The sequence below is a fragment of the Apibacter muscae genome (genome assembly GCF_007845635.1).
Lineage (GTDB): Bacteria > Bacteroidota > Bacteroidia > Flavobacteriales > Weeksellaceae > Apibacter > Apibacter muscae.
In genome coordinates, this window is record NZ_SELG01000042.1 from 20595 (window position 1) to 43944 (window position 23350).

Consider the following 23350-nt stretch of genomic DNA (forward strand, 5'->3'; position numbering starts at 1 on the left):
TTAAAACATTAACCCTTTTACCACAAACTTAAAAATCACTTACGGATATGTTTTCATAAATTATCTAACTTTGTAATATGAATTTTTTAGTATTTGATACCGAAACTACCGGTCTTCCTGCCAATGCTAGTGCGCCAGTTTCAGACTCTGACAATTGGCCGAGAATGGTGCAAATTGCTTGGCAGTTGCACGACGAAAATGGTAATTTAATTGAAAATTATGATTATATAATTAAACCGGAAGGTTATGATATACCTTTTAACGCACAAAAAATTCATGGCATTAGTACTGAAAAAGCGTTAGCTGAAGGGTATGATCTAAAAGAAATACTGGATAAATTTAATAAAGTTTTAGAAAAAAATCCAATTCTAGTTGGGCAAAATATAGCTTTTGATATTCCTATTGTTGGAGCAGAATTCTACAGAAAATCAATTGATAACCATATAGCCGATTTAGATTTAGTAGATACAGCCAAAGAGGGTACAAATTTTTGTGCTATTCCTGGAGGAATAGGAGGTGGGTTTAAATACCCCAAATTGTCTGAATTGTACGAAAAACTTTTTGGTTATAGTTTTGATGAAGCTCATAATGCAGCTGCAGACGTAAATGCAACTGCCCAAGCTTTTTGGGAGTTGGTTCGTTTAAATCAGATAGAACCTAAAAAATTAGGTTTTACACCAGAACAACTTGTAAACTTTATAAATAATCACCCAAATCCTTTTCAACCTTTTGATATTGTTGTACGGCAGCAGGTTAAGGATTTTAATGAAAAATTAAAAGAAAGTAGAAAAGATCATAAAAGATCAATTGATGAGATTGATTATTCTCAATATTTTCATTTTCACAATCACTCCGTATTTTCAATATTAACTTCCACCAGTAAACACTCAGATCTAATTCAAAAAACTCTTGAATTTAACATGCCTGCGCTAGGTGTTACAGATACCGGTAATTTAATGGGAGCTTTTGCTTTTTTAAATGAAATAAAAAAAGTCAATGGGAAAATTAAAGATCAAAACGCTAAGATTAATGCAGGAGATATTCATAAACCTTTGCAAAGAGAAATTCTTCCCATCGTAGGATGTGAATTGTATATATCTGAAAATTATTTACAAAACAAATTCACTAAGGACAATCCAGATCGTAGATATACGCAGGTGCTACTAGCCAAAAATTATCAGGGATTTAAAAACCTGTCAAAGTTATCAACATTAGGATATCAATTAGGTTATTATGCCGGCTTTCCAAGAATTGGTAAAGATCTTATTGAAAAATATAAAGAAAATCTTATCGCTACCACCGGTGGACTGTCTTCAGAAATACCTAGCTTAATACTGAATGTTGGAGAGAAGCAAGCAGAAGAAGCCTTTGTATATTGGCATCAATTGTTTGGAGAAGACTTTTACGTAGAGTTATTAAGACATCATTTAGCAGAAGAAGATCATTTAAATCAAGTACTTTTAAAATTCGCAGAAAAATATCAAGTAAAAGTATTAGCCCAAAATGATACGTATTATATTAATAAAGAAGAAGCTGAAACGCAAGATATACTTCTTTGTATAAAAGATGGTGAAAAACAATCCACGCCTAAAGGTAAAGGTTTTGGGAAAAGATACGGATTGCCCAATGAGGAGTATAACTTTAAATCTCAAGAGGAAATGGCTACGTTATTTGCTGATATTCCTGATGCGATTGAAAATTTCAAAGATTTTATAAAAAAATTTGAACCTTACCAATTGGCAAGAGAAGTTCTCTTGCCTAAATTTGATATACCTGAGGAATTTAAAGATCCAAAAGACGATGAGGATGGGGGGAAAAGAGGAGAAAATGCCTATTTGGCGCATTTAACTTGGGAAGGAGCAAAAAAAAGGTATGGTGAGAATATACAAGAATCAACTAAAGAAAGATTACAATTTGAATTAGAAATTATTGCCAAAACAGGATATCCCGGTTATTTCTTAATTGTTCAGGATTTTACTTCTCAAGCCCGAAAAATGGGAGTAGCTGTAGGACCTGGTAGAGGTTCAGCAGCCGGATCTGCGGTTGCCTATTGTATAGGAATTACAAATATAGATCCTGTAAAATATGATTTACTTTTTGAGCGTTTTCTAAATCCAGATCGAGTTTCTTTGCCAGATATTGATATTGACTTTGATGATAGGGGCAGGGAAAAAATTATTCAATGGGTAGTAGAAAAATACGGACAAAATCAAGTTGCACAAATTATTACTTATGGGACATTGGCTGGACGATCTGCAATACGAGATGCAGGTAGAGTATTGGAGCTACCATTGAGCGATACCGATCGTTTGTCTAAAAACTTACCGGCAACTTTAAATTTAACAAAACTCAAAAATAAATCAGAGGCAGATATTCAGAAAGATTTTGGAAAAGAAGAAGCTCAACCTGTATTAGAATTGAAGCACAAATTTAAATCCAATGATCTTGAAGGAAAAGTAATACAAAATGCTTCTTTACTAGAAGGAAGTATACGAAATACTGGAGTTCATGCTTGCGGGGTGATTATTACACCCGAAGATATAACCAACCTTATCCCGGTGGCTGTAGCCAAAGATTCCTCCTTATTAGTTTCACAATTTGATAATTCAGTGGTTGAAAGTGCGGGATTGCTTAAAATGGATTTTTTAGGCTTAAGAACCTTAACAATTATCGGGGATGCTGTAGAAATTATAAAAAAGAGAACAGGAAATAAAATAGATCCAGACGAATTTCCTTTAGACGATGAAAAAACTTATGAAATATTTAAAAATGGAAATACAGTAGGTATCTTTCAATACGAATCCCCTGGAATGCAAAAGCATTTAAAAGCTCTTCAACCCGACAAGTTTGAAGATCTAATAGCCATGAATGCTTTATACCGACCAGGGCCTTTGCAATACATCCCGAACTTTATTAATCGTAAACACGGTAAAGAACCCATAACCTATGATTTACCAGATATGGAAGAGTATTTGGCAGACACCTATGGAATTACGGTATACCAAGAACAAGTGATGCTACTCTCTCAGAAACTTGCAGGATTTACCAAAGGTGAAGCCGATGTTTTGAGAAAAGCTATGGGAAAAAAAATGATTGATGTCCTAAATAAGATGGAAGCTAAGTTTGTGGACGGAGCTAAGTCTAAAGGACACCCGGAAGAGGTTTTAAAAAAAATATGGGAAGATTGGAAGGCTTTTGCACAATATGCATTTAATAAATCGCATTCTACCTGCTATGCCTTTATTGCCTTTCAAACCGCCTATTTAAAAGCACATTATCCCGCAGAGTTTATGGCGGCATTGTTAAGTAATAACTTAAATAATCTTAGTACACTAACATTTTTTATGGAAGAATGTAAAAATATGGGGTTGGAAGTACTAGGACCCGATGTTAATGAAAGTGACTATGAATTTACTGTAAATGAAAAAGGAGCCATACGTTTTGGTATGGGAGCAATCAAAGGAATTGGAGAAAATGCAGTTGAAGCTGTTGTAAATGAACGAAATACAAAAGGAAAGTATAAAAATTTATTTGATTTTTTTGAAAGAGTAGATCTTAAAAATATTAATAAAAAAGTTCTTGAAAATTTTGTATTGGCAGGTGCATTTGATGATTTAGCGGATGGTAATAGAGCTCAATTTTTTACAGAAGAAAACGGATCCATTACCTTAGAAAAACTAGTTAGGTATGGTATAGCTTATCAAGGAGATAAAAATTCTGCTCAAAATTCGTTATTCGGAGATTTAGGTGATGAAGGTTTAGAGATCATGAAGCCCAATATCCCTCAGACGGAGGAGTGGACCACCATGTATAAACTTGGAAAAGAAAAAGAAGTGGTAGGAATATATATATCAGCACATCCCATGGATAATTACAAATACGAATTAGATTTAGTAAAGCCCATGGACATCGTTGAGATCAATGAAAACAAAGATAAATACGTCGGTAAGGAACTGTTTATTGCTGGAATGATATCACGCTTTGAACATAAGGAAATTAATGATGGGAGGGACCGCATAGCTTATTTCGATGTTGAAGATAAAACAGGAACTCTCTCACTTAAGTTAAAGAAGAATTACTTAGACTTACAAAAGTATTTAATTAAAAATTTATTTGTATTAGTTAAAATAACAGTAGGAATGATTAAAGATAATGGTTTTATATACATAAATGTTTTAAACATTGAAGAATTAAGTGGAATCATAGATAAACATACCAAAAAATTAACCATAAAAATTAATTTGGAAGACTTAGATGAAAAAACATTAATTGCTCTAAATAAAATTTGTGATGAAAATTCAGGAACTAAAGATATTCATTTTGAAATATTAGATAAAAAAAATAATCTTTTCTTAGAATCAGCCTCAATGAATAAAAGAATAAATATATCTAAAGAAGTACTAGATCAGTTAAAAGACGAATTATATTTAGATTTTAGATTAAATTAGCTAAAAAATTTTAACCTTCATAGAAATTATTTTGTAGAAAATAATATCTATGCATCTTAAATTGAATCTAAAACATTTAGTGAGTAATATAAAAATTCAATACTATAAATCTCCGGTTGGAAAACTTGTAATAGGTGCTTATAAGGAAAAAATTTGTTTGTGTGATTGGTTATATAGAAAAAAAAGAGAAGTAATTGATAGTAGAATAAAAGGTTACTTAGAAGCGGATTATATCTTCAGTAAATCAGAGGTAATTGATCAAACAATTATTCAATTAAAAGAATATTTCAATAAAGAACGTAAGACATTCAACATTCCTATATTACTTTGCGGTAGTGAATTTCAAAAATTAGTTTGGACAGAGTTAATGAATGTTCCATATGGTAGAACAACAAGTTATTTAGAATTGTCCAAAAATATAAAAAATATAAATGCTATTCGTGCGGTAGCGAATGCAAATGGAGCTAATGGCATTTCAATAATTATTCCGTGTCATAGAATAATTGGTGTTAATGGCGGATTAACCGGTTATTCAGGTGGTTTAAAAGCTAAAAAAAAATTACTAGAATTAGAAGCACCATTTATCCAAACCACTTTATTTTAAAACAAGTTTTAAAGAATAATTTTATCGTAAAGAATTTCTATTTTTTAAGTAACCGTTGGTGCAAATGGCTAAAATCATTATCGCAGTAGCAATATAAAAGGTTAAACTCATTTTTTCAGCATCACCCCAAATCAAAAAGGCTATTAGTATTGCGTATACAGGCTCTAAATTTATGGATAGCATAATGGTGAATGGTGTAAGAAATTTCATTAATTTAATAGTATGAATCATTGGTAAACATGTTAATATACAACTTAATATGATTAGCCAGAATATGTCCATGAATTTAATATGGATGATTTGATCTAAATTATTTCCAAGCCCAATAAATAAATTTAGAATTAAGAACCCACCAATCATTTCATAAAAAGTAAGAACAGTAGCGTTACTTTTTGAGTGAAGTTTACCATTGATGACAGAAAATAATGCAGAAAGTAAAGCGCAACTTACTCCCATTAGAATACCCTTCCAATATTGAAATTCAGTTTTAAAAATTAAGAAAATACATAGAATAATAATTATACTTATAAATATTTCTGAAATTTTAATTTTTCTCTTTAAAAAAATAGGTTCCAACAACGCAGCAAATAAGGTTCCGGTAGATAATGTAGAAGTAGCAATGGAAATGTTGGAAATTTTAATAGCTCCATAAAATAGTATCCAATGAATACCTATTACAAAACCACAGCCTATAAATTGTAAAATTAATTTTTTTTTAATAATAAAATTTTCTTTGACAATAAAGCGTAAATAAATATATAGAAATACGGTTGCAATTAAGGTTCTTCCCCATACTAAGGGTATGGATGATAATGTGATTAGTTTACCAATAACACCAGTAAACCCCCACATTAGAACAATAAATTGCAATTGGATATAAGCAGGAATTTTCATAAGATAAAATTAACAATCCGCAAATATATCATTTAAGAATTACTGTTAAAACCTATTTCTATTATAAAATGTATAGGATGAATTTAACTTTATCAAAAATTACATTTTTTCAAAATCAATTGTTTCTAATTCACTAGGTAGTAAGGTGGAAGCAAAAATGGTTTCAGCCTCTTCTTTAAATACAGAAAAATCAGAATATCGGTTGGAAAAATGACCTAAAATCAAGTGTTTCACTTTTGCTTCCTTAGCAATTTTTGCTGCCTCAAGCGCAGTACTATGTTTAGTTTTACGTGCAAGATCTTCTAAATCGTTAAGAAATGTAGATTCATGATACAAGACATCTACATCTTTAATTAAATCTATAATATCAGGTTTATATGAGGTATCCGAACAATAAGCGTAGCTATAAGAATGTTTGGCTTCATAAGTGAGTTTTTCATTCGATATAATAGTTTTGCCATCTTCGCTTACCCAATCTTTACCTAATTTTAAATTATGATAATCGCAAACCTCAATTTGTGGATATTGGTTTATACTTTCTATATTAAGTCTTTTAGGCTTGGCTTTTTCTTTAAATATAAAACCATTGGTATATACACGATGATCCAAAGGAATGGTATGTACCGTTAATTTATTGTCTTCGTAGATCAATTGAGAATCTGTAGAGGATAGCTCTATAAAATTTAACTTAAAAATTTGGTAACTTTCAGTTAAACTCAATTGATTTTCAATAAACATTTTAATGCCTTTAGGGCCATAAATATTTAAAATATTTTCTCTCCCTAATAATAAAAAGGTAGATATTAAACCTATAAGACCAAATACATGATCACCATGCAAATGAGAAATAAATATATGATTGATTTTAGAAAATTTAGCTTTTGCTCTTCTTAACTGTACCTGTGTACCTTCACCACAATCAATTAAAAATAAATTTTCTTGGATATCAAGCAATTGAGCACTAGGGTGAGAATTAATGGTGGGTATTGCTGAATTAAAACCAAGGATTGTAAGTTTCATAAGATTTTTTATTAATAATTCTTTAATTGTTCTTAAAAATAATAAATATATAATTGACTACATACTAAAAAAAAAATTTTGATAGATATTTATATAAAACAATTAATTATTTTATTTTTAATATACTATAAATCAATTAGATGAATAGATCCTGAACATAATTATCCAATTTTTTTAAATTTTTGTCAATTTTATATTCAGATAATTTATATATTGAAAAACCAAAAATTGAGAAATATGAAATTACTAAAAAGTCTATATGTACAAGTGATAATTGCTATTATTGTTGGTATTCTTATAGGACATTTTTATCCAAGTCATTCAGAAGTTGTCGATGGAGTAAATAAAAATATACCAGGATTTGCTGAAAAGTTAAAACCTCTGGGCGATGGTTTTATTAAGCTTATTAAAATGATCGTTGGACCATTAATCTTCTGTACCATTGTTATCGGTATAGCAGGCATGGAAGATACCAAAAAAGTAGGTAAAGTAGGAGTTACTGCGATTGTATACTTTGAAATTATGACAACAATTGCATTAATCATTGGATTGTTATTCGTAAATATACTAAAACCCGGGAATGGGATGAATGTGGATCCTAAGGAATTAGATTCATCATCCGTATCTGGTTACATAGATAAGGCTAATCATGAGGATGGAAATGCTCTCGTAGATTTTATAATGGGAATGATTCCGGATAATGTAATTGCATCTCTTTCATCTAATAATTTACTTCAAGTATTGGTATTTGCTGTACTATTTGGTTTTGCAATGACTAAAATTGGTCCTAAAGCTTCTAAACCAGTATTAACTGTTTTACAATCCTTTCTTGATGGTCTATTTGCAATTATTAAAATGATAATGTATTTAGCTCCTATAGGTGCTTTTGGTGCCATGGCTTATACCATTGGTCGATATGGTATATCTTCTTTAAGCAATTTAGGTATGTTAATTCTATGTTTCTATTTAACATGCATAATATTTATTTTTGGAGTTATTGGAGCCGTCCTTTATTACAATAAAATAAATGTTTTTAAATTCATTAAATATATAAAGGAAGAATTACTTATCGTTTTAGGAACTTCTTCTTCTGAATCAGCCTTACCAGGCATAATGAAAAAAATGGAAGATATTGGTTGTGCAAAATCAGTGGTTGGATTAGTTATTCCTACAGGTTATTCATTTAACTTAGATGGAACTTCAATTTATTTAACCATGGCAGCCGTATTTATTTCTCAGGCATTGAATTCGCATTTGACCATTGGTCAAGAAATTACATTGTTACTAGTTTTACTTTTAACCTCTAAAGGAGCAGCAGGAGTTACTGGAAGTGGTTTTATAACTTTGGCAGCTACATTGCCAGTGGTAGGAGATTTACCAGTTGAATCTGTAGCTTTAATTTTTGGTATTGACAAGTTTATGAGTGAGGCACGTGCATTAACAAATATTATTGGAAATGCAGCAGCAACTATAGTGGTAGCAAGGAGAGAAAATGAGTTTGATACATCTATGGCAAAAGAAATTCTTATATCAAGTGAAGTTGCTAAAGCAAGTTAAAAATAGGTGAAAATTTATACTTTACTTAATAAAAAAGAGATAGTTATTGAATTATCTCTTTTTTATTATTTAAAATTTTTATAAAAAATATAGCTTTAAAAGCATTTTTTATAGATAATAAAATCTTAAATGAATTAATATAAAGTCATTTATTAATAAATATTGTAACCAATATAATTTTTTTAATAATTAAAAAACTATAAATTTGCATCGCAAAAGCCCATATGTCACTTAGTAAAAAAATTATTGAAGAGGCCATCACTTTTGACGATGTACTTCTTGTTCCTGCTTATTCAGAAATTTTACCTTCTCAAGTATCCTTAAAAACAAATTTAACACAAAAAATAGAGTTAAATATTCCTATTGTTTCAGCCGCCATGGATACTGTTACTGAATCTAGTTTAGCTATAACACTAGCTAGGGAAGGAGGTTTAGGGTTTATTCATAAAAATATGCCGATTGAACAACAAGCTTCAGAAGTAAATCGCGTAAAAAGGTCTGAGAATGGAATGATCTCTAATCCTATTACACTCAGTAGAAAACATAGCTTAAAAGAAGCTTTAAGTTTAATGCAGGAGTATAGAATTTCAGGTTTACCTGTGATCGAAGAGGATGATACTCTTGTAGGCATTATTACCAATAGAGACATAAAATATCAATCGAATTTAGAGCAAAGGGTGGATGAGGTAATGACCAAAAATAATATTATTACTTCAACTAAAGATACTTCATTAGAGCAAGCAAAACAAATTCTTTTAGATAATAGAATTGAAAAGTTACCTATCACGGATAAAAATAACAAATTAATTGGATTAATAACTATCAAGGATATTGATAATTTGTTAGAATACCCAAGTGCTTGTAAAGATTCTAATGGCAGATTAAGGGTAGGAGCAGGTGTAGGTGTTGGAGTGGACACACTGGATAGGGTAGATGCTCTAGTAAAAGCAGGTGTTGACATCATTGCTGTAGATTCTGCGCATGGGCATTCCATAAATGTTATTAATAAAATTAAAGAAATTAAAAATTCATTCCCTGAATTGGATGTTATTGGAGGAAACATAGTTACGGCAGAAGCAGCCAAAGATTTAATTGATGCAGGTGCAAATGCACTCAAAGTGGGAGTAGGTCCAGGATCTATTTGTACGACAAGAGTAGTTGCAGGGGTAGGTGTTCCTCAGTTATCGGCGATAAATAACGTTTTTGAATATGCTTCACAACACAATATTCCGGTTATAGCAGATGGAGGTATTAAATTATCAGGGGATATAGTGAAAGCTATAGCTAGCGGAGCATCATGTGTTATGTTAGGTTCCTTATTTGCTGGAACGGAAGAAGCACCCGGGGATGAAATAATTTTTCAAGGAAGAAAATTTAAAAGTTACCAAGGAATGGGTTCACTATCAGCAATGAAAAGAGGAAGTAAAGATCGATATTTCCAATCAGAGGCTAAAAAATTAGTTCCTGAGGGGATTGAAGGTAGAGTTCCTTATAAAGGTAAAATATCTGATGTTGTGTATCAATTGTGCGGAGGAATTCGTGCTGGAATGGGCTATTGTGGAACAAAAAATTTAGAAGAGTTGAAGCGAGATAGTAAAATGGTGAAAATTTCTTCAGCTGGATTAAAAGAAAGTCATCCTCATGATGTTATAATTACTCAAGAGGCACCCAATTATACAAATTAATACTAAATAAAAAGCTTCTTAATATTTTAAGAAGCTTTTTTTACAATTTAAATTATAGTCAATTTTACAAATTTATTTTTGAGATAACTATCTGTTTTATTTTACGATATGTTTGTTCTTTATCTAGGAAAGTATTATCTATTAAGTAGGCATTTTCAGCCATTTTTAAAGGAGACAATATTCTATGTTCGTCAATGTAATCCCTTTTAATTAAATTTTCTTTGACTTCCTCATAGGTAATAATGGAAGATTTATTTTTTAATTCTAAATATCTTCTTTGGGCTCTTATATCAATACTAGCAGTAATAAAAAATTTTAAATCAGCGTTTGGAAATACTACAGTACCAATATCTCTACCATCCATAACAATACTTTCGCTCTTTCCTAATTCTCTTTGTTTTTCAACTAGAAAACTTCTTACTTCAGGGATTTTTGCTATGGTTGAAACTGATTCTGATACTTTTAAATCTCTAATTTTGGGTTCAAAGTTTTCATCGTTTAAATAAATATCATTCGTATTAGTTATAGGATTATAGATAAATTTTAAGTGAATATTTTTAAGTGCAGCTATTACTTTTTTTTCATTTATTGAATGACCTTCATTAAAATTAATTAAACCATAAAGAGTTATTGCTCTATACATAGCTCCCGTATCTATATGTGTCCAACCCAGATCTTTGGCTAAAGATTTAGCATAAGTACTTTTTCCGGTGGAAGAATGCCCGTCAATAGCTATGGTATATATCATTTTTATAAATCATTTAATAACCCAAAAGATCCAATATTTCTTTATGGCTCTGTTCTTCTCTAAAAACTTTATAATTTAATTTACCATCTTTGTCTTTGTCAATCAGAATATGTTTAGGTCCTGGAACTAGGCAATGATGTACTCCTCCAAAACCACTAATAGAATCTTGATAAGCACCGGTATTGAAAAATCCTATATACAAAGGCTTTTCTTCATTAAATATAGGTAGATAAATAGCGTTTACATGTTGCTCTGAATTATAATAATCATCGCTATCGCAAGTTAATCCGCCAAGAAAGACTCTCTCGTAGGAATCTTCCCACCGATTAATAGGTAGCATTACAAAACGACGGGATATTGCCCAAGAATCTGGTAAAGTCGTCATGAATGAACTATCAATCATATTCCACTTTTCTCTATCATTCTGTCTTTTTTGACTTAATATTTTATATACTACACCACCACTTTCACCTACGGTAAAAGACCCAAATTCAGTATAAATGGTAGGTTCTTCAACACCTTCACCCTCACAGAATTTTTTAATTTGATAGGTGATTTCATTAATCATATAATAATAATCATAATCAAAAGACAATGAAGTTTTTACAGGAAATCCACCACCGATATTAAGGGAATCTACTTCTGGTGCAATTTTTTTTAATCTAGCATAAACACGTAAGCATTTATAAAGTTCATTCCAATAATAGGAAGTATCTTTAATTCCAGTATTGATAAAAAAATGAAGCATTTTCAATCTAGCAAAAGGATGATTTTGAATTCTTTGTGCATAGTAAGGGATTATATCTTTATATCCTATTCCTAAACGGGATGTATAAAATTCAAACTTAGGTTCTTCTTCAGAAGCAATTCGTATTCCTACATTGAAATTACTATCAATACTGTCTGATAAACGTTCTAGCTCTTTAAAATTATCTAAAACAGGAATTATATTACTAAATCCACCGTTAATCATTTCTGCTATATTCTTAAGGTATTCCTCAGTTTTAAATCCGTTGCATATAACCTCAATATTTTTATCCACCGAACCTTTTTCGTATAGCTTTTTTATAATTTCAATATCATTGGAAAAAGAAGTTTCTAAACTTATATTATTTTTTAAAGCTTCTTCTACAACAAATGAAAAATGACTGGATTTAGTACAATAACAATATTTATAATCTCCTTTATAATCATTTTCCTTAAAAGACTTTTTAAACCATTCTTTGGTTTGCAAAATATTTTCAGAAATCTTGGGTAAATAATTAAATTTAAATGGAGTTCCAAATTTTTCAATGAGATCCATCAATGGAATATCATGAAAAAGTAGATTTCCATTATTTACTTTAAATTCAGGTTGAGGAAAATCAAAAGTTTGTTGTATTAAATCGTAGTATTTTATTTTCATTTTATATTTACGAAAAATTTATTATACAAATATCTTTAAAAATTGTAATTCTAAAGTAATAAATGTAAAATATTATTTTTTTGAAATATATTGAATTGCATTATTTATAAAATTATTTAAAAAATAAATTAGAGCATGTCAGAAATTTTCCAATATCGTACCATTGATAAGCCTATAACTAATTTTCTTCTAAGGATTAAAGGAAGTAAATTTTATGGATTATTATTATATATGGAAAATGAAAATGATTTAAATATTTTTTTACAAAAATCTAAAGATCTATATCCGCAAGCCACTCATTATTGTTATGCTTACCGAATAGGGGTTAAAGGAGAAAAGTTTAGAGTTAATGACGATGGAGAACCCTCAGGAACTGCTGGATTACCTATATATAATCAATTATTATCCGCAGATATAGTTAATGTTTTATTAATTGTTGTAAGGTATTACGGAGGAACTAAGTTAGGGGTAAGTGGTTTAATAAAAGCATATAAAGAATGTTCACTTCAAACAATTAGTCAATCTAATATTATTGAGAAAGAAATATATGAGTGTTATGAATTAATTTTTAATTACGATAAACAATCCTTAGTTATGAATTTTTTAAAAAAATTACAAATAGAACCAATTTCCTTTAACTTCTTAGAAAATTGTAGTGTTAAGATTAAAGTTCCCGTAAAAAAAAGAGATTCGTTTCTTGATAAGTTTAATCCATTATTTCTGCAAAAATTTGTTAGCTATAAATTATTAGCTTAGAATTTAATTATTAATAAAATTTTCTCTGCTTCATATAAATGAATAAAAAAATCAATATTATGTATATTTAGTTTTAATCTTAAATATTTATTATATAAAGTAATTTGTATTAACAATCGTTTTTTATAAACAAATATTTTTTAAAGTTGTAATTTCATTATTTAATAGCAATAAATTTTTTTAAAAGCAACAGGAAATCATCTTTTTTTTTTTAAAATAAATTAGGACTTTTGCACGGTAAACGAAAGAAGATTATACATTCGTTTCTATAAAAAAAAATCAGTATAAAAATGTCAAAAACTTCGATTTCTGTTTGGGATTCTTGTCTTCAATATATCAGAGATAATATTTCTGAGAAATCTTATTTGACATGGTTTGAACCTGTAAAGGCTGTTAAATTACAAGAGAATGTATTAACTATACAAGTGCCTAGTAAGTTTTACTATGAATATTTAGAAGAGAATTATATTAAAATTATAAAAAGTGCATTAACTAAAAATTTAGGTAAAGATGCTAAGCTTGTTTATTCCATTATGATGGAAAAAAAACAAATGACTGAGGAACCTTATACCGTTAATATTCCAAGTTCGCAAAAAGCTAAAATACAAGTTCAGGAAGTTGATGCTCCGCTCTTTGTAGAAAGAGGAGTAAAAAATCCATTTATAATCCCAGGATTACAAAAATTAAAAATAGATAGTCAACTAAATACAAATTATACATTTGATAATTTTATTGAAGGAGAATCTAACCGTCTTGCTCGTTCTGCTGGTAAGCAAATAGCTAAAAGACCTGGTGGTACTTCGTTTAATCCGTTTTTTATTTATAGTGGTGTTGGGTTAGGAAAAACTCATTTGGCACATGCAATTGGGCTAGAAGTTAAAAGGCTTCAATCAGGTAAGACCGTTTTGTATGTTTCCATGGAAAAGTTTTGTCAACAGTTCCAAGAAGCTACAAAATCTAACAATAGAAATGATTTTATTCATTTCTATCAAATGATAGATGTCTTAATTGTAGATGATATTCATTTTATTTCAGGTAAAAAAGGAACCCAAGAAGTTTTCTTTCATATTTTTAACCACTTACATCAAAGTGGCAAGCAAATTATTTTAACCTCTGATAAATCTCCAGTAGATATTCAGGATGTAGAGCAACGATTAATTTCCCGTTTTAAATGGGGATTATCTACAGAAATTCAGGTGCCTGATTATACTACAAGATTGGCGATTTTGAAACAAAAGATGGAATTTGATGGTATTGAACTTTCAGAAGAAGTACTTGAATACATTGCTCAGAATATTAAAACTAATATTAGAGAATTAGAAGGATCTCTTAATTCAATTATTGCGCAAGCCACCTTTAATAAGAAAGAGATTACTTTAGAACTTGTACAAAAAACTTTAGATAGCTTAATAACAAATTCTAAAAAAGATATAACCATTGATTTTATTCAAAAATTAGTTTGTGATTACTTTAAAGTTCCTATAGATTTATTACAATCTAAAACACGTAAGAGGGATATTGTACAGGCAAGACAGATTGCTATGTATTTTGCTAAAAAATATACCAATGCTTCCTTAACTTCCATTGGAAATCAAATTGGAAAGAGAGATCATGCTACCGTACTTCATGCATGTAAAACAGTAGATAATTTATTTGAAACAGATAGGATGTTTAAAACCTATGTGGATGATCTTAATAAAAAATTAGCTTCGAATATATGAAAATATTAATGGTTTGTTTAGGGAATATTTGTCGTTCACCTATGGCAGAAGGTATTTTAAGATCTAAACTGCCGGAAAATTTTATTGTTGATAGTGCTGGTATCGCAGATTATCATGTTAATGATAAACCAGACAAAAGAGCTATTGAAATCTGTAAGGAACATAATATTGATATATCTCATTTAAAAGGTAGACAATTTTTGCCTTCAGATTTTGATGATTTTGATTTGATTTACGTGATGGATCATGCTAATTTTGGAGATATAATCTTTAAAGCAAGGAAGGAAGCAGATAAAAGAAAGGTTAGAATGATACTTTCGGATGTTTACGAAAATCCAAAACAACAAAGCATTCCCGATCCTTACTATGGTGATGAAAATGATTTTAAAAAAGTTTTTCAACAATTAGATTTAGCTTGCACTTCAATTGCTGAAAAACTCTTAAGTGCTAATTAATTAATTAAAATTTCTATAAAATTAATTTGTATCAATGGATATTAATTTATCCATTGATTGCTTCAACATTTTCAACTTCGTTTGGAAGCATCTGCTTTAATAAGTTTTCAATTCCATTCTTTAGAGTTATGATCGATGATGGGCATCCGCTACAAGCTCCTTGTAATATCATTTTAGCCGTTTTAGTTGTCTCATCAAAAGATACCAAATCTATATTTCCACCATCTCCAGACACTGCTGGCAAAACATATTCATCAAGAATTTTTTTTATTTTTTCTTCAATTGGAGTATATTCTTTTCTATCTGAATTTTCAATGCTTTCTTTAACAATTAATTCATTTAAATAACTGATGTCTTTATTATCCTTCAAGTATTCAGAAATATTGGTACGTATTTCCATGGCTATTTCTTGCCAGTCAAAATCCTTATTTTTTGTTATTGAAATAAAATTATCACAAATAAAAATTTCTTTTACATAAGGAAAACTTAAAAGGTATAATGCTAGCGGAACATCTTTTGCTTCATGAACGTCTTTTATTTCAATAATTCCTTCTACTAAAATTCTGCTAGTAACAAACTTCATTACCTCTTGATTAGGAGTGGATTCTGCATAAACAGTTATTGGATTCTTTTGAGGCTTAATAATAATTGATGGATTTGCTAATAATTCATCAATAATAATTTCTTTAATTTCGTTTTGTACTAGTTCCCAATCAATACTTTCATTTTTTTGGAGCGCTATAAAATTTGCAGTTATTAAAATTTTAGTTATAAATGAAAATTTTAATAATTCTTGTGCTAAAGGTATATTTTTAGCTTCATCAAAATTTGAAATTTCAAAACTGCCTTCTACCAAAGTATGTGGGGCAACAAATTTTATGATATCTTTATTAGGTGTATTTTCTATTTTTAATTCCATGAAATATTTATTTTTAACAATCAAAAATACGTAACTTGTTCTTATGATTAAAGTAAAATGTAAGATTGTATAAAAATATGGCTATAATTAAGAAAATTTTAGATAAAACTCCACTATGGGGAAAGGATTGTTTTTTAGCAGAAAACTCAGTTTTAGTAGGGGATGTTATATTAGGTGATGAATGCTCTGTGTGGTTTGGAGCTGTTATAAGAGGTGATGTAAACTTTATTAAGATTGGTAATAGAGTAAATATTCAAGATCATGCTATTATTCATTGTACATATAATAAATATAGTACAACTATTGGGAATAATGTATCTTTAGGTCATAGAGCTATTGTACATGGTTGTACTATAAAAAGTCAAGTATTGGTTGGGATGGGTTCAATTGTAATGGATGATGTTTTAGTGGAAAGTAATTCTATCATTGCAGCTGGTGCAGTTGTAACTCAAGGCAAACACATTAAATCTGGAGAAATATGGGCTGGGGTTCCTGCCAAAAAAATTGGAGAAGTTTCAACGGAATTAAAAGATAATGAGATTAATAGAATTGCTGCTAATTACGTTGAATATAGTAGTTGGTATAAATAATATTATATATTTATTTCACCATTCCATTGAAGGATTAGTATAATTAAATTTATAGATATTAATGACATAAGTAAAAAAGGGAAAAATATTATTTCCCTTTTTATTTAATAATTTTATATTGCATTTACATGTATTGATTTTATAGCTCTTCCTGAGGGATCTAGATTATTTTGAAAGGATTTATCCCATTTTAAAGCTGTAGCAGAACTGCACGCTATGGATGGTATAGATGGAACTGTCTTAGCTGCTGCTTGAGAAGGAAAATGTTTTTCAAAAATTGTTCTAAACCAATATTCTTCCTTCGATTTTGGGGTATTGATTGGAAATTGTTCTTTTGCAAACTTCATTTGATTGTCAGAAATTTTTTTATCAGCAGTTGCTTTTAAAGAATCAATCCATGAATAGCCTACACCATCTGAAAATTGTTCTTTTTGCCTCCATAAAATATCTTTAGGTAAATATTGTTCAAATGCTTTTCTTAAAATATATTTTTCAATATTACCATTACCGCACATTTTATCCTTTGGGTTTATATTCATTGCAATATCAATAAATTCTTGATCTAAGAAAGGAACTCTTCCTTCTACTCCCCAAGCCATCAGTGATTTATTGGCTCTTAAGCAATCGTAAAGGTGTAGGCTCTCTAACTTTCTAACTGTTTCTTCATGAAATTCTTTGGCATTGGGTGCTTTATGAAAATACAAATATCCTCCAAACAATTCATCTGAACCTTCCCCAGAAAGCACCATTTTTATCCCTAAGGATTTTATATATCTTGCTAACAAGTACATAGGGGTAGATGCTCTAACAGTGGTTACATCATAAGTTTCAATATGATAAATTACATCTTCTAAAGCATCCATAGCTTCTTCAATTGTAAAATGAATTTCATGGTGATTGGTTCCAATATAATCAGCAACTTTTTTAGCTGCGATTAAATCAGGAGCTCCTTTTAGCCCTATGGCAAATGAATGTAATTGATTTGTTTTAGCAGGTGAATGTTTATCGTTTGATTTTTCATCAAAAATTTTTTTTGCAATTGCAGATATTATTGAAGAATCCAATCCTCCAGAAAGGAGAACTCCATAGGGTACCTCAGACATAGTTTGCTTTAGTACAGCATCTTCTAATCCTTTTCTTATTTTTTGAATATCAGAAATGTTATCTTTAACGTTCTTATATTGATCCCAATCTTTAAAATACCATTTTTTTATTATTGGTTCAGGGCTGTAATAGTAGCTACCGGGCTCAAATTCTTTTATATCATTGCAAATTCCTTCAAGTACTTTTAATTCACTTGCAATATAAAGTTGCTTATATTCATCATATCCTATATAAAGGGGTATAATACCTAAATGATCTCTACCAATTAAAAATGTATTTTTTTCTTTATCATATAAAGCAAAAGCATATATACCAGATATGTAATCAAATAATTTTAAACCCTTTTCTTTGTATAATGCTAAAATTACTTCACAATCAGAATTTGTTTGAAAAGAATATTTATCTTTTAAATCATATTTTAATTCTTTGTAATTGTAAATTTCACCATTAGCTATTAGAATTAAATTTTTTTTCTCATCGTATAAAGGTTGATGACCCGATGATACATCCACGATGGATAATCTTTCATGTACCATTATAGCTTTATCATTAAAATAAATTCCTGATGAGTCTGGACCTCTATGACGTAATTTTTTAGACATATTAATTGCTTTATATCTAAGCAATTGTTTATTTTCAATTATATTAAAAATACCTACTAATCCACACATAATTTAAGTTTTAAATTCACTTCAAAATTATATTTATGTGTTATTTTATTAAATAAAAAAGTATTTTTAATTAAAAATATTAACTAAATTTAAAAATATAGTTAAAATTATAAATTTATATTGGATTTAAATTTAGATTTTGTTTAAAATTTTAAGTTAGTAAATTGTAAATTTAATTGAATTGTTTGCTAAGTATATATGATTCACTCCAACATGCTTGAAAATTAAATCCACCAGTAATTGCATCAATATTTAAAACTTCCCCTGTGAAAAATAAATTAGGTATAAGTTTTGATTGCATATTATTAAAATCTATTTCTTTTAAATCAACTCCTCCACATGTTACAAATTCATTTTTGAAAGTACTTTTGCCTATTATATCTAGTTTGGAATTTGTTAAAGATTCAGCAATTCTATTTATTTCTTTTTTAGATATTTCAAACAGAGGTTTTTTTATAATGTTTAAATGATTAAGAAGGTTCAACCAAAATCTTTGAGGAAGGTTATAAATTTTTATATTATAAATATCCATTTTTGGATGAGCATTTTTATAATTTGTAAGTAATTCCCTTGCATCATCAAAGTTTTCTGTAATCCAATTGATTCTTAATTGAAATTTATAATCTAAATCTGCAAGATATCTAGCCGCCCAAGAGGATAATTTAAGTATAGCAGGGCCACTTAATCCCCAATGAGTTATTAATAACGGACCTCTTTCTTTAAAAGGTGTATTTAGTATATTAAGATCTGTTTCCGCTAATGAAATGCCTTGAAGATTTTTAATCAGTGGATGATTACAATTAAACGTAAATAAACTAGGGACTGGTGGAATTATTTTATGACCAAGTTTTTCAATAATATTCCAAATTTTTTTAGAACTACCTGTGGCTATAACAACTGCATCTGCATAGTAGATGTCTTTGTTTGTCAAAATTTCAAATTTATTATTTGTATAATTAATTTCTAAAACTGTTGTTTCATAGTGGATTACTACATTATTTTTTTTAGTTTCAGATAAAAGTGTATCAATGATTGTTTGTGAAGAATTAGTATCAGGAAAAACTCTTGAATCATTTTCAATTTTTAAATGAATGCCTCGTTTTTCAAACCATTGAAAGGTATCTAAAGGTTGAAATTTTGAAAATAAACTTAAAAGTTCTTTATTTCCTCTAGGGTAGTTTTTAATTAAATCTTTGGGTTTGTAGCAGGCATTTGTTACATTACATCTACCACCTCCAGAAATTTTTAATTTTTGTAATGGATTCTTGCTTTGTTCTAATAAGCTGATATTCCAATTACTAGTTTTAATATTTGAAGATAAAAAAAAGCCTGAAGCTCCACCTCCAATTATAATTAGATGTTTCAATGTAATATAATTTATTTATACAAAAAAGGTTAGAAATACTCTAACCATTATCTTAATTTTTTTTAATTATGCGTTTTATTCTTGATAGCAAAGAATTATCATATTTTTCATCTTCTTCAAAATAACCATAACCATAACCGTATCCATAACCATAACCGTAACCGTATCCATAACCATATCCACCTGGATTTACATAATCATTGAATATTATTCCTATATGGTCAATTTCGTCATTGTTATACTTTTCATTAATACTTTTAAGTAGTTGCTTATAGGTATAATTACATCTGGTAACATATAATCTAGCATCCGAGAATTTCATTAAATCATAGGCATCAATTACTAATCCTACTGGTGGAGAGTCTATAATTATGTAATCATACTTTTCTCTTAGAATTTGAATCAATTGTTCGTTCTCATCACTAATTAGAAGTTCTCCAGGGTTAGGAGGAATAGGACCGGCAGAAATTATATCTAAATTGTCATATTCTGTTTTCTTAATTATTTCTTCTAAAGTATTATTTCCTGCTAAATAACCGGACAAACCAATTTTATTACTAATTTTAAAATCATCAAAAATTCTAGGTTTCCTCAAATCCATTCCTACTAAAACCGTTTTTTTTCCACTTAATGCCAGTACGGATGCAATGTTTATAGATATAAAAGTTTTTCCTTCTCCACCAATGGATGAGGTTATTAAAAATACTTTACCTCCTTGAATTGATTTTTCATTAAAAAGAAATCTCATATTAAATCGAATAGCCCTAAAACTTTCAGCTATGCTTGATTTTGGGCGTTGAAAAACAGCAAGATTATTTTCAGTATTTTTAGCACCTATTGCTCCTATTAAAGGTATTTTTGTCGCTGATTTTAAATCTGAAATTAATTTTAATTTATTATCTAATAATTCAATTAGTACAAGAATAATAAAAGGTATTATTAATGAGCCTCCTATATAAGTTAATTTATTTTTTCTAATATCTGGAGTAATTGGACCTTGACCAATATTTTTTGCTTTATCTAATACTGTAATATCCGAAATGGTTGTAGCTTTTCGCATTTCAACTTCAGAAAGCTTATCTAAAAGTGTATTATAAATACTATTATTTAATAAATATCCTCTTTGAGCATTAATAAACAATTGTTCTTTTTCAGGTAAGGCATCAATATCAAGTTCTAAATTTTTAATTTGCTCATTGATATTTAGTAATTTATTATTTAGTTCTTTAGATGAACTATTTAAGCTTGAAATTGCCTTATTTTTAGCATTGTTAATTTGATAATTTAACTCTTTTATAGGTTCCGAATTTTCTCTGTAGAGCAATAATTTTTCTTTTCTTTCTTTTTCTAAAGATTCAATGGTTTGAATGGCTGAATTGAAAGTGGAATTTTCAATTCCCATAAACTCACCATCAATCAATTCATTACTATTGTAGACTGATCCTCTTAAACGATTGAAAACTAGTTGCTTGGATTTAAGCTCTTCTTTTTGTTGATCTAATCCTTGTATTTTTGAAAGTAAAATATCAGTACTAACATCATTCTTTGAAAAAACTTTATTTTCAAGTTGTACTTTTTTAAAAGAAGCTGATGCACTATCTAATTTAGTCTTGGTTATTTTAATCTGATCTTTAATAAACTTAATCGTGTTTAAATTAACTTGATTTTTATCTTCAATTCTTCTCTTAATTAATTCATCAATAGATTTATTTAAAAAATTTATAGTTCCGTGTAAACTTAAACCTGTTTTAGTGATGATCATTATTGAAGGTAAGTCTTGATCAAAGTTTATACTTATTGAAGATTGAATTTTAGATACAGCTGAATTAATATCTGATAAATAAAAATAATAATCAAGATTAATTGGATTTTTACCAAATTTGTCTTGATAGTCTTCATTTTTTATAAATTTAAATTTTAAATTATTGGTTTTTATCCAAGTATTTAAAGGAGCAATTAACTCATTTTTATATTGATCCTTTCTATGTATATATTTCTCTGAATTAAAATAAAAACAATTTTCATTTAATTCTTCGGGGAAAATTAATTTGAATTTCTGATTGGGTAGCAATTGAACATTTACATTCGTATTTAAAGCTTGTGCGTAGCTTGTATCAATAACTATTTTGTAAGGTAAATCAACATAATCAATTTCTGTAGTCTTTATTTTACCTTTACGATAATAATTGATGTATAAGTTTAACGACTTAACTAAATTCTCATTGTGAGTTCTTGAAGTGAGTAATTTTTTATAATAGATTCCTTGAGTTGCGCCTCCGCCACCACCCCATATAAAATTAATGGATTGGCTTGGGGCTAATACGCTGGACGTTCCACTTGATATACTTACTGTAGCAGATGTTTGATAAAACCTGTCCGAGAATCTATTTACTAAAAAAGCAATAACCCATCCTATAATAAATGCAATTACAAACCAGTACCAATTTTTTATTAATCTTCTAATAAATCTTTCAATACTAAAAAAATTATTATCTAAAATATCAGAATTTTTTTTCTGATTTAGTTTATTTTGTAAAACATTTTGGCTGTCTTTAGTGGAATCCATACAATAAATAAATTATAATGTTTTGAAGAATAAATAAGTTGTTATAGCTTGTATTCCCACAGATAAAAATTGAGTAACATCTCCAATAGTTGTTCCTCCTCCTAAACCAGATATTTTTTCTTTTAAAGGATCTATAATTATTTGATCTCCAGATTGTAAGTAAAAGTATGGAGAATTCATTATATCTTCCCTTGTTACGTCTAATACTATATTTTTTTTCCCCTCTGGATATTCTCTTATTATTCTGATGTGCCTTCTATCTGCAAATCTTGTTAAATCTCCAGATTTAGCAATAGCTTGTAATAAATCAACTCGATTAGACTGTTCTAATTTTTCACCTGGCGCTCCTATTTCACCGATCATATAGTAACGAATAGCACCTAAATTCATACGGACTTCTGCTTTTCCTTCGTTATAAAGTACTTCATTTAATTTGTTTTGGACTAATTCAGTTACTTCTCTTAATGTTAATCCGTATACATAAAACTCACCTAAACCATAAATGGATATATAGCCATTAGGGTCAACAATCAATCCAGTCATCCTAAGCGAATTATCATTTCCTGTAATACCACCTTTAAACCGCGTTGTGTTTTCTGAGGCTAGAAATTTAGCAGCATTCTGATCTGTTGTTATTAAAGTCATTGCTAAAATATCATCCTTTTTTATTCTATAATTTTCATATACAACAGGGATTAAGCCGTACTCATTCAATTGCAAATCTTCACTTGGTTGTAAATATTTTAAGTCTTTTATGCCTATACAGGAATTAAAAAATAATAAAATAAATAGTGTGACTGATATATGGCTAATTTTCATGATAGATTATTGATTTACAAAA

At 28.9% G+C, this 23350-nt stretch carries 17 protein-coding genes; 8 read left to right on the forward strand and 9 right to left on the reverse strand.

Going from position 1 to position 23350, the window contains the following annotated elements:
* The first annotated feature begins 77 nt into the window (after positions 1-77).
* Positions 78-4448, forward strand: coding sequence for a DNA polymerase III subunit alpha (gene dnaE, locus ETU08_RS11335; RefSeq protein ID WP_146263151.1), 4371 nt, complete (start codon positions 78-80; stop codon positions 4446-4448).
* Between the two features lie 49 nt (positions 4449-4497).
* Positions 4498-5052, forward strand: coding sequence for a methylated-DNA--[protein]-cysteine S-methyltransferase (locus ETU08_RS11340; RefSeq protein WP_146263152.1), 555 nt, complete (start codon positions 4498-4500; stop codon positions 5050-5052).
* A 21-nt stretch (positions 5053-5073) separates the two neighbouring features.
* Here ETU08_RS11340 and ETU08_RS11345 read toward each other — a convergent pair whose 3' ends face one another.
* Together ETU08_RS11345 and ETU08_RS11350 are read right to left on the reverse strand one after the other, a co-directional pair.
* Positions 5074-5946 carry a DMT family transporter gene (locus tag ETU08_RS11345; RefSeq protein ID WP_146263153.1) on the reverse strand — a complete coding sequence of 291 codons (873 nt, stop codon included), beginning with the start codon at positions 5944-5946 and terminating at the stop codon, positions 5074-5076.
* A gap of 99 nt (positions 5947-6045) precedes the next feature.
* Positions 6046-6966: a ribonuclease Z gene (locus ETU08_RS11350; protein WP_146263154.1), complete on the reverse strand. Its 921-nt coding sequence runs from the start codon at positions 6964-6966 to the stop codon at positions 6046-6048.
* A gap of 237 nt (positions 6967-7203) precedes the next feature.
* Here ETU08_RS11350 and dctA point away from each other — a divergent pair, with 237 nt between their 5' ends.
* Positions 7204-8523 (forward strand): C4-dicarboxylate transporter DctA, encoded by a 1320-nt coding sequence (gene dctA, locus ETU08_RS11355; RefSeq protein ID WP_146263155.1) that lies wholly within the window; start codon positions 7204-7206, stop codon positions 8521-8523.
* A 224-nt stretch (positions 8524-8747) separates the two neighbouring features.
* Complete coding sequence (guaB, locus tag ETU08_RS11360) at positions 8748-10208, forward strand: IMP dehydrogenase (RefSeq protein WP_146263156.1); 1461 nt, start codon at positions 8748-8750, stop codon at positions 10206-10208.
* A 64-nt stretch (positions 10209-10272) separates the two neighbouring features.
* On the opposite strand, the gene cmk is transcribed toward guaB, so the two are convergent.
* Positions 10273-10956, reverse strand: coding sequence for a (d)CMP kinase (cmk, locus tag ETU08_RS11365; protein ID WP_146263157.1), 684 nt, complete (start codon positions 10954-10956; stop codon positions 10273-10275).
* A 13-nt stretch (positions 10957-10969) separates the two neighbouring features.
* Positions 10970-12361 carry a type III PLP-dependent enzyme domain-containing protein gene (locus tag ETU08_RS11370; protein WP_146263158.1) on the reverse strand — a complete coding sequence of 464 codons (1392 nt, stop codon included), beginning with the start codon at positions 12359-12361 and terminating at the stop codon, positions 10970-10972.
* Between the two features lie 135 nt (positions 12362-12496).
* On the opposite strand from ETU08_RS11370, the gene ETU08_RS11375 reads away from it, so the two are divergent.
* From ETU08_RS11375 to ETU08_RS11385, 3 genes are all read left to right on the forward strand, one after another.
* Positions 12497-13117: an IMPACT family protein gene (locus ETU08_RS11375; protein ID WP_146263159.1), complete on the forward strand. Its 621-nt coding sequence runs from the start codon at positions 12497-12499 to the stop codon at positions 13115-13117.
* A 290-nt stretch (positions 13118-13407) separates the two neighbouring features.
* Positions 13408-14838 (forward strand): chromosomal replication initiator protein DnaA, encoded by a 1431-nt coding sequence (gene dnaA / locus ETU08_RS11380; protein ID WP_146263160.1) that lies wholly within the window; start codon positions 13408-13410, stop codon positions 14836-14838.
* Complete coding sequence (locus ETU08_RS11385; protein WP_260391093.1) at positions 14835-15293, forward strand: low molecular weight protein-tyrosine-phosphatase; 459 nt, start codon at positions 14835-14837, stop codon at positions 15291-15293. The genes dnaA and ETU08_RS11385 overlap by 4 nt, the downstream gene beginning before the upstream one ends.
* A 46-nt stretch (positions 15294-15339) precedes the next feature.
* On the opposite strand, the gene ETU08_RS11390 is transcribed toward ETU08_RS11385, so the two are convergent.
* A complete protein-coding gene (locus ETU08_RS11390) occupies positions 15340-16212 on the reverse strand; it encodes a NifU family protein (protein ID WP_146263161.1) in 873 nt (290 codons plus the stop codon).
* A gap of 77 nt (positions 16213-16289) precedes the next feature.
* On the opposite strand from ETU08_RS11390, the gene ETU08_RS11395 reads away from it, so the two are divergent.
* Positions 16290-16802: a gamma carbonic anhydrase family protein gene (locus ETU08_RS11395; RefSeq protein WP_146263162.1), complete on the forward strand. Its 513-nt coding sequence runs from the start codon at positions 16290-16292 to the stop codon at positions 16800-16802.
* 113 nt (positions 16803-16915) lie between these two features.
* On the opposite strand, the gene asnB is transcribed toward ETU08_RS11395, so the two are convergent.
* The 4 genes from asnB to ETU08_RS11415 all read right to left on the reverse strand — a co-directional run bounded on the left by asnB (position 16916) and on the right by ETU08_RS11415 (position 23328).
* On the reverse strand, positions 16916-18577 hold the full coding sequence (gene asnB, locus ETU08_RS11400) for an asparagine synthase B (protein WP_146263163.1): 1662 nt from the start codon (positions 18575-18577) through the stop codon (positions 16916-16918).
* A gap of 172 nt (positions 18578-18749) precedes the next feature.
* Complete coding sequence (locus ETU08_RS11405) at positions 18750-19943, reverse strand: BaiN/RdsA family NAD(P)/FAD-dependent oxidoreductase (RefSeq protein WP_311388705.1); 1194 nt, start codon at positions 19941-19943, stop codon at positions 18750-18752.
* Between the two features lie 52 nt (positions 19944-19995).
* Entirely contained in the window at positions 19996-22509 is a 2514-nt protein-coding gene (locus ETU08_RS11410; RefSeq protein ID WP_146263165.1) for an exopolysaccharide transport family protein, read from the reverse strand.
* Positions 22510-22521: 12 nt separating this feature from the next.
* On the reverse strand, positions 22522-23328 hold the full coding sequence (locus tag ETU08_RS11415) for a polysaccharide biosynthesis/export family protein (protein WP_146263166.1): 807 nt from the start codon (positions 23326-23328) through the stop codon (positions 22522-22524).
* Positions 23329-23350 lie beyond the last annotated feature (22 nt).

Coding starts and splice junctions, on each gene's coding strand:
- dnaE (WP_146263151.1), top strand. CDS start 78: ATGAATTTTTTAGTATTTGATACCGAAACTACCGGTCTTCCTGCCAAT.
- ETU08_RS11340 (WP_146263152.1), top strand. CDS start 4,498: ATGCATCTTAAATTGAATCTAAAACATTTAGTGAGTAATATAAAAATT.
- ETU08_RS11345 (WP_146263153.1), bottom strand. CDS start 5,946: ATGAAAATTCCTGCTTATATCCAATTGCAATTTATTGTTCTAATGTGG.
- ETU08_RS11350 (WP_146263154.1), bottom strand. CDS start 6,966: ATGAAACTTACAATCCTTGGTTTTAATTCAGCAATACCCACCATTAAT.
- dctA (WP_146263155.1), top strand. CDS start 7,204: ATGAAATTACTAAAAAGTCTATATGTACAAGTGATAATTGCTATTATT.
- guaB (WP_146263156.1), top strand. CDS start 8,748: ATGTCACTTAGTAAAAAAATTATTGAAGAGGCCATCACTTTTGACGAT.
- cmk (WP_146263157.1), bottom strand. CDS start 10,956: ATGATATATACCATAGCTATTGACGGGCATTCTTCCACCGGAAAAAGT.
- ETU08_RS11370 (WP_146263158.1), bottom strand. CDS start 12,361: ATGAAAATAAAATACTACGATTTAATACAACAAACTTTTGATTTTCCT.
- ETU08_RS11375 (WP_146263159.1), top strand. CDS start 12,497: ATGTCAGAAATTTTCCAATATCGTACCATTGATAAGCCTATAACTAAT.
- dnaA (WP_146263160.1), top strand. CDS start 13,408: ATGTCAAAAACTTCGATTTCTGTTTGGGATTCTTGTCTTCAATATATC.
- ETU08_RS11385 (WP_260391093.1), top strand. CDS start 14,835: ATGAAAATATTAATGGTTTGTTTAGGGAATATTTGTCGTTCACCTATG.
- ETU08_RS11390 (WP_146263161.1), bottom strand. CDS start 16,212: ATGGAATTAAAAATAGAAAATACACCTAATAAAGATATCATAAAATTT.
- ETU08_RS11395 (WP_146263162.1), top strand. CDS start 16,290: ATGGCTATAATTAAGAAAATTTTAGATAAAACTCCACTATGGGGAAAG.
- asnB (WP_146263163.1), bottom strand. CDS start 18,577: ATGTGTGGATTAGTAGGTATTTTTAATATAATTGAAAATAAACAATTG.
- ETU08_RS11410 (WP_146263165.1), bottom strand. CDS start 22,509: ATGGATTCCACTAAAGACAGCCAAAATGTTTTACAAAATAAACTAAAT.
- ETU08_RS11415 (WP_146263166.1), bottom strand. CDS start 23,328: ATGAAAATTAGCCATATATCAGTCACACTATTTATTTTATTATTTTTT.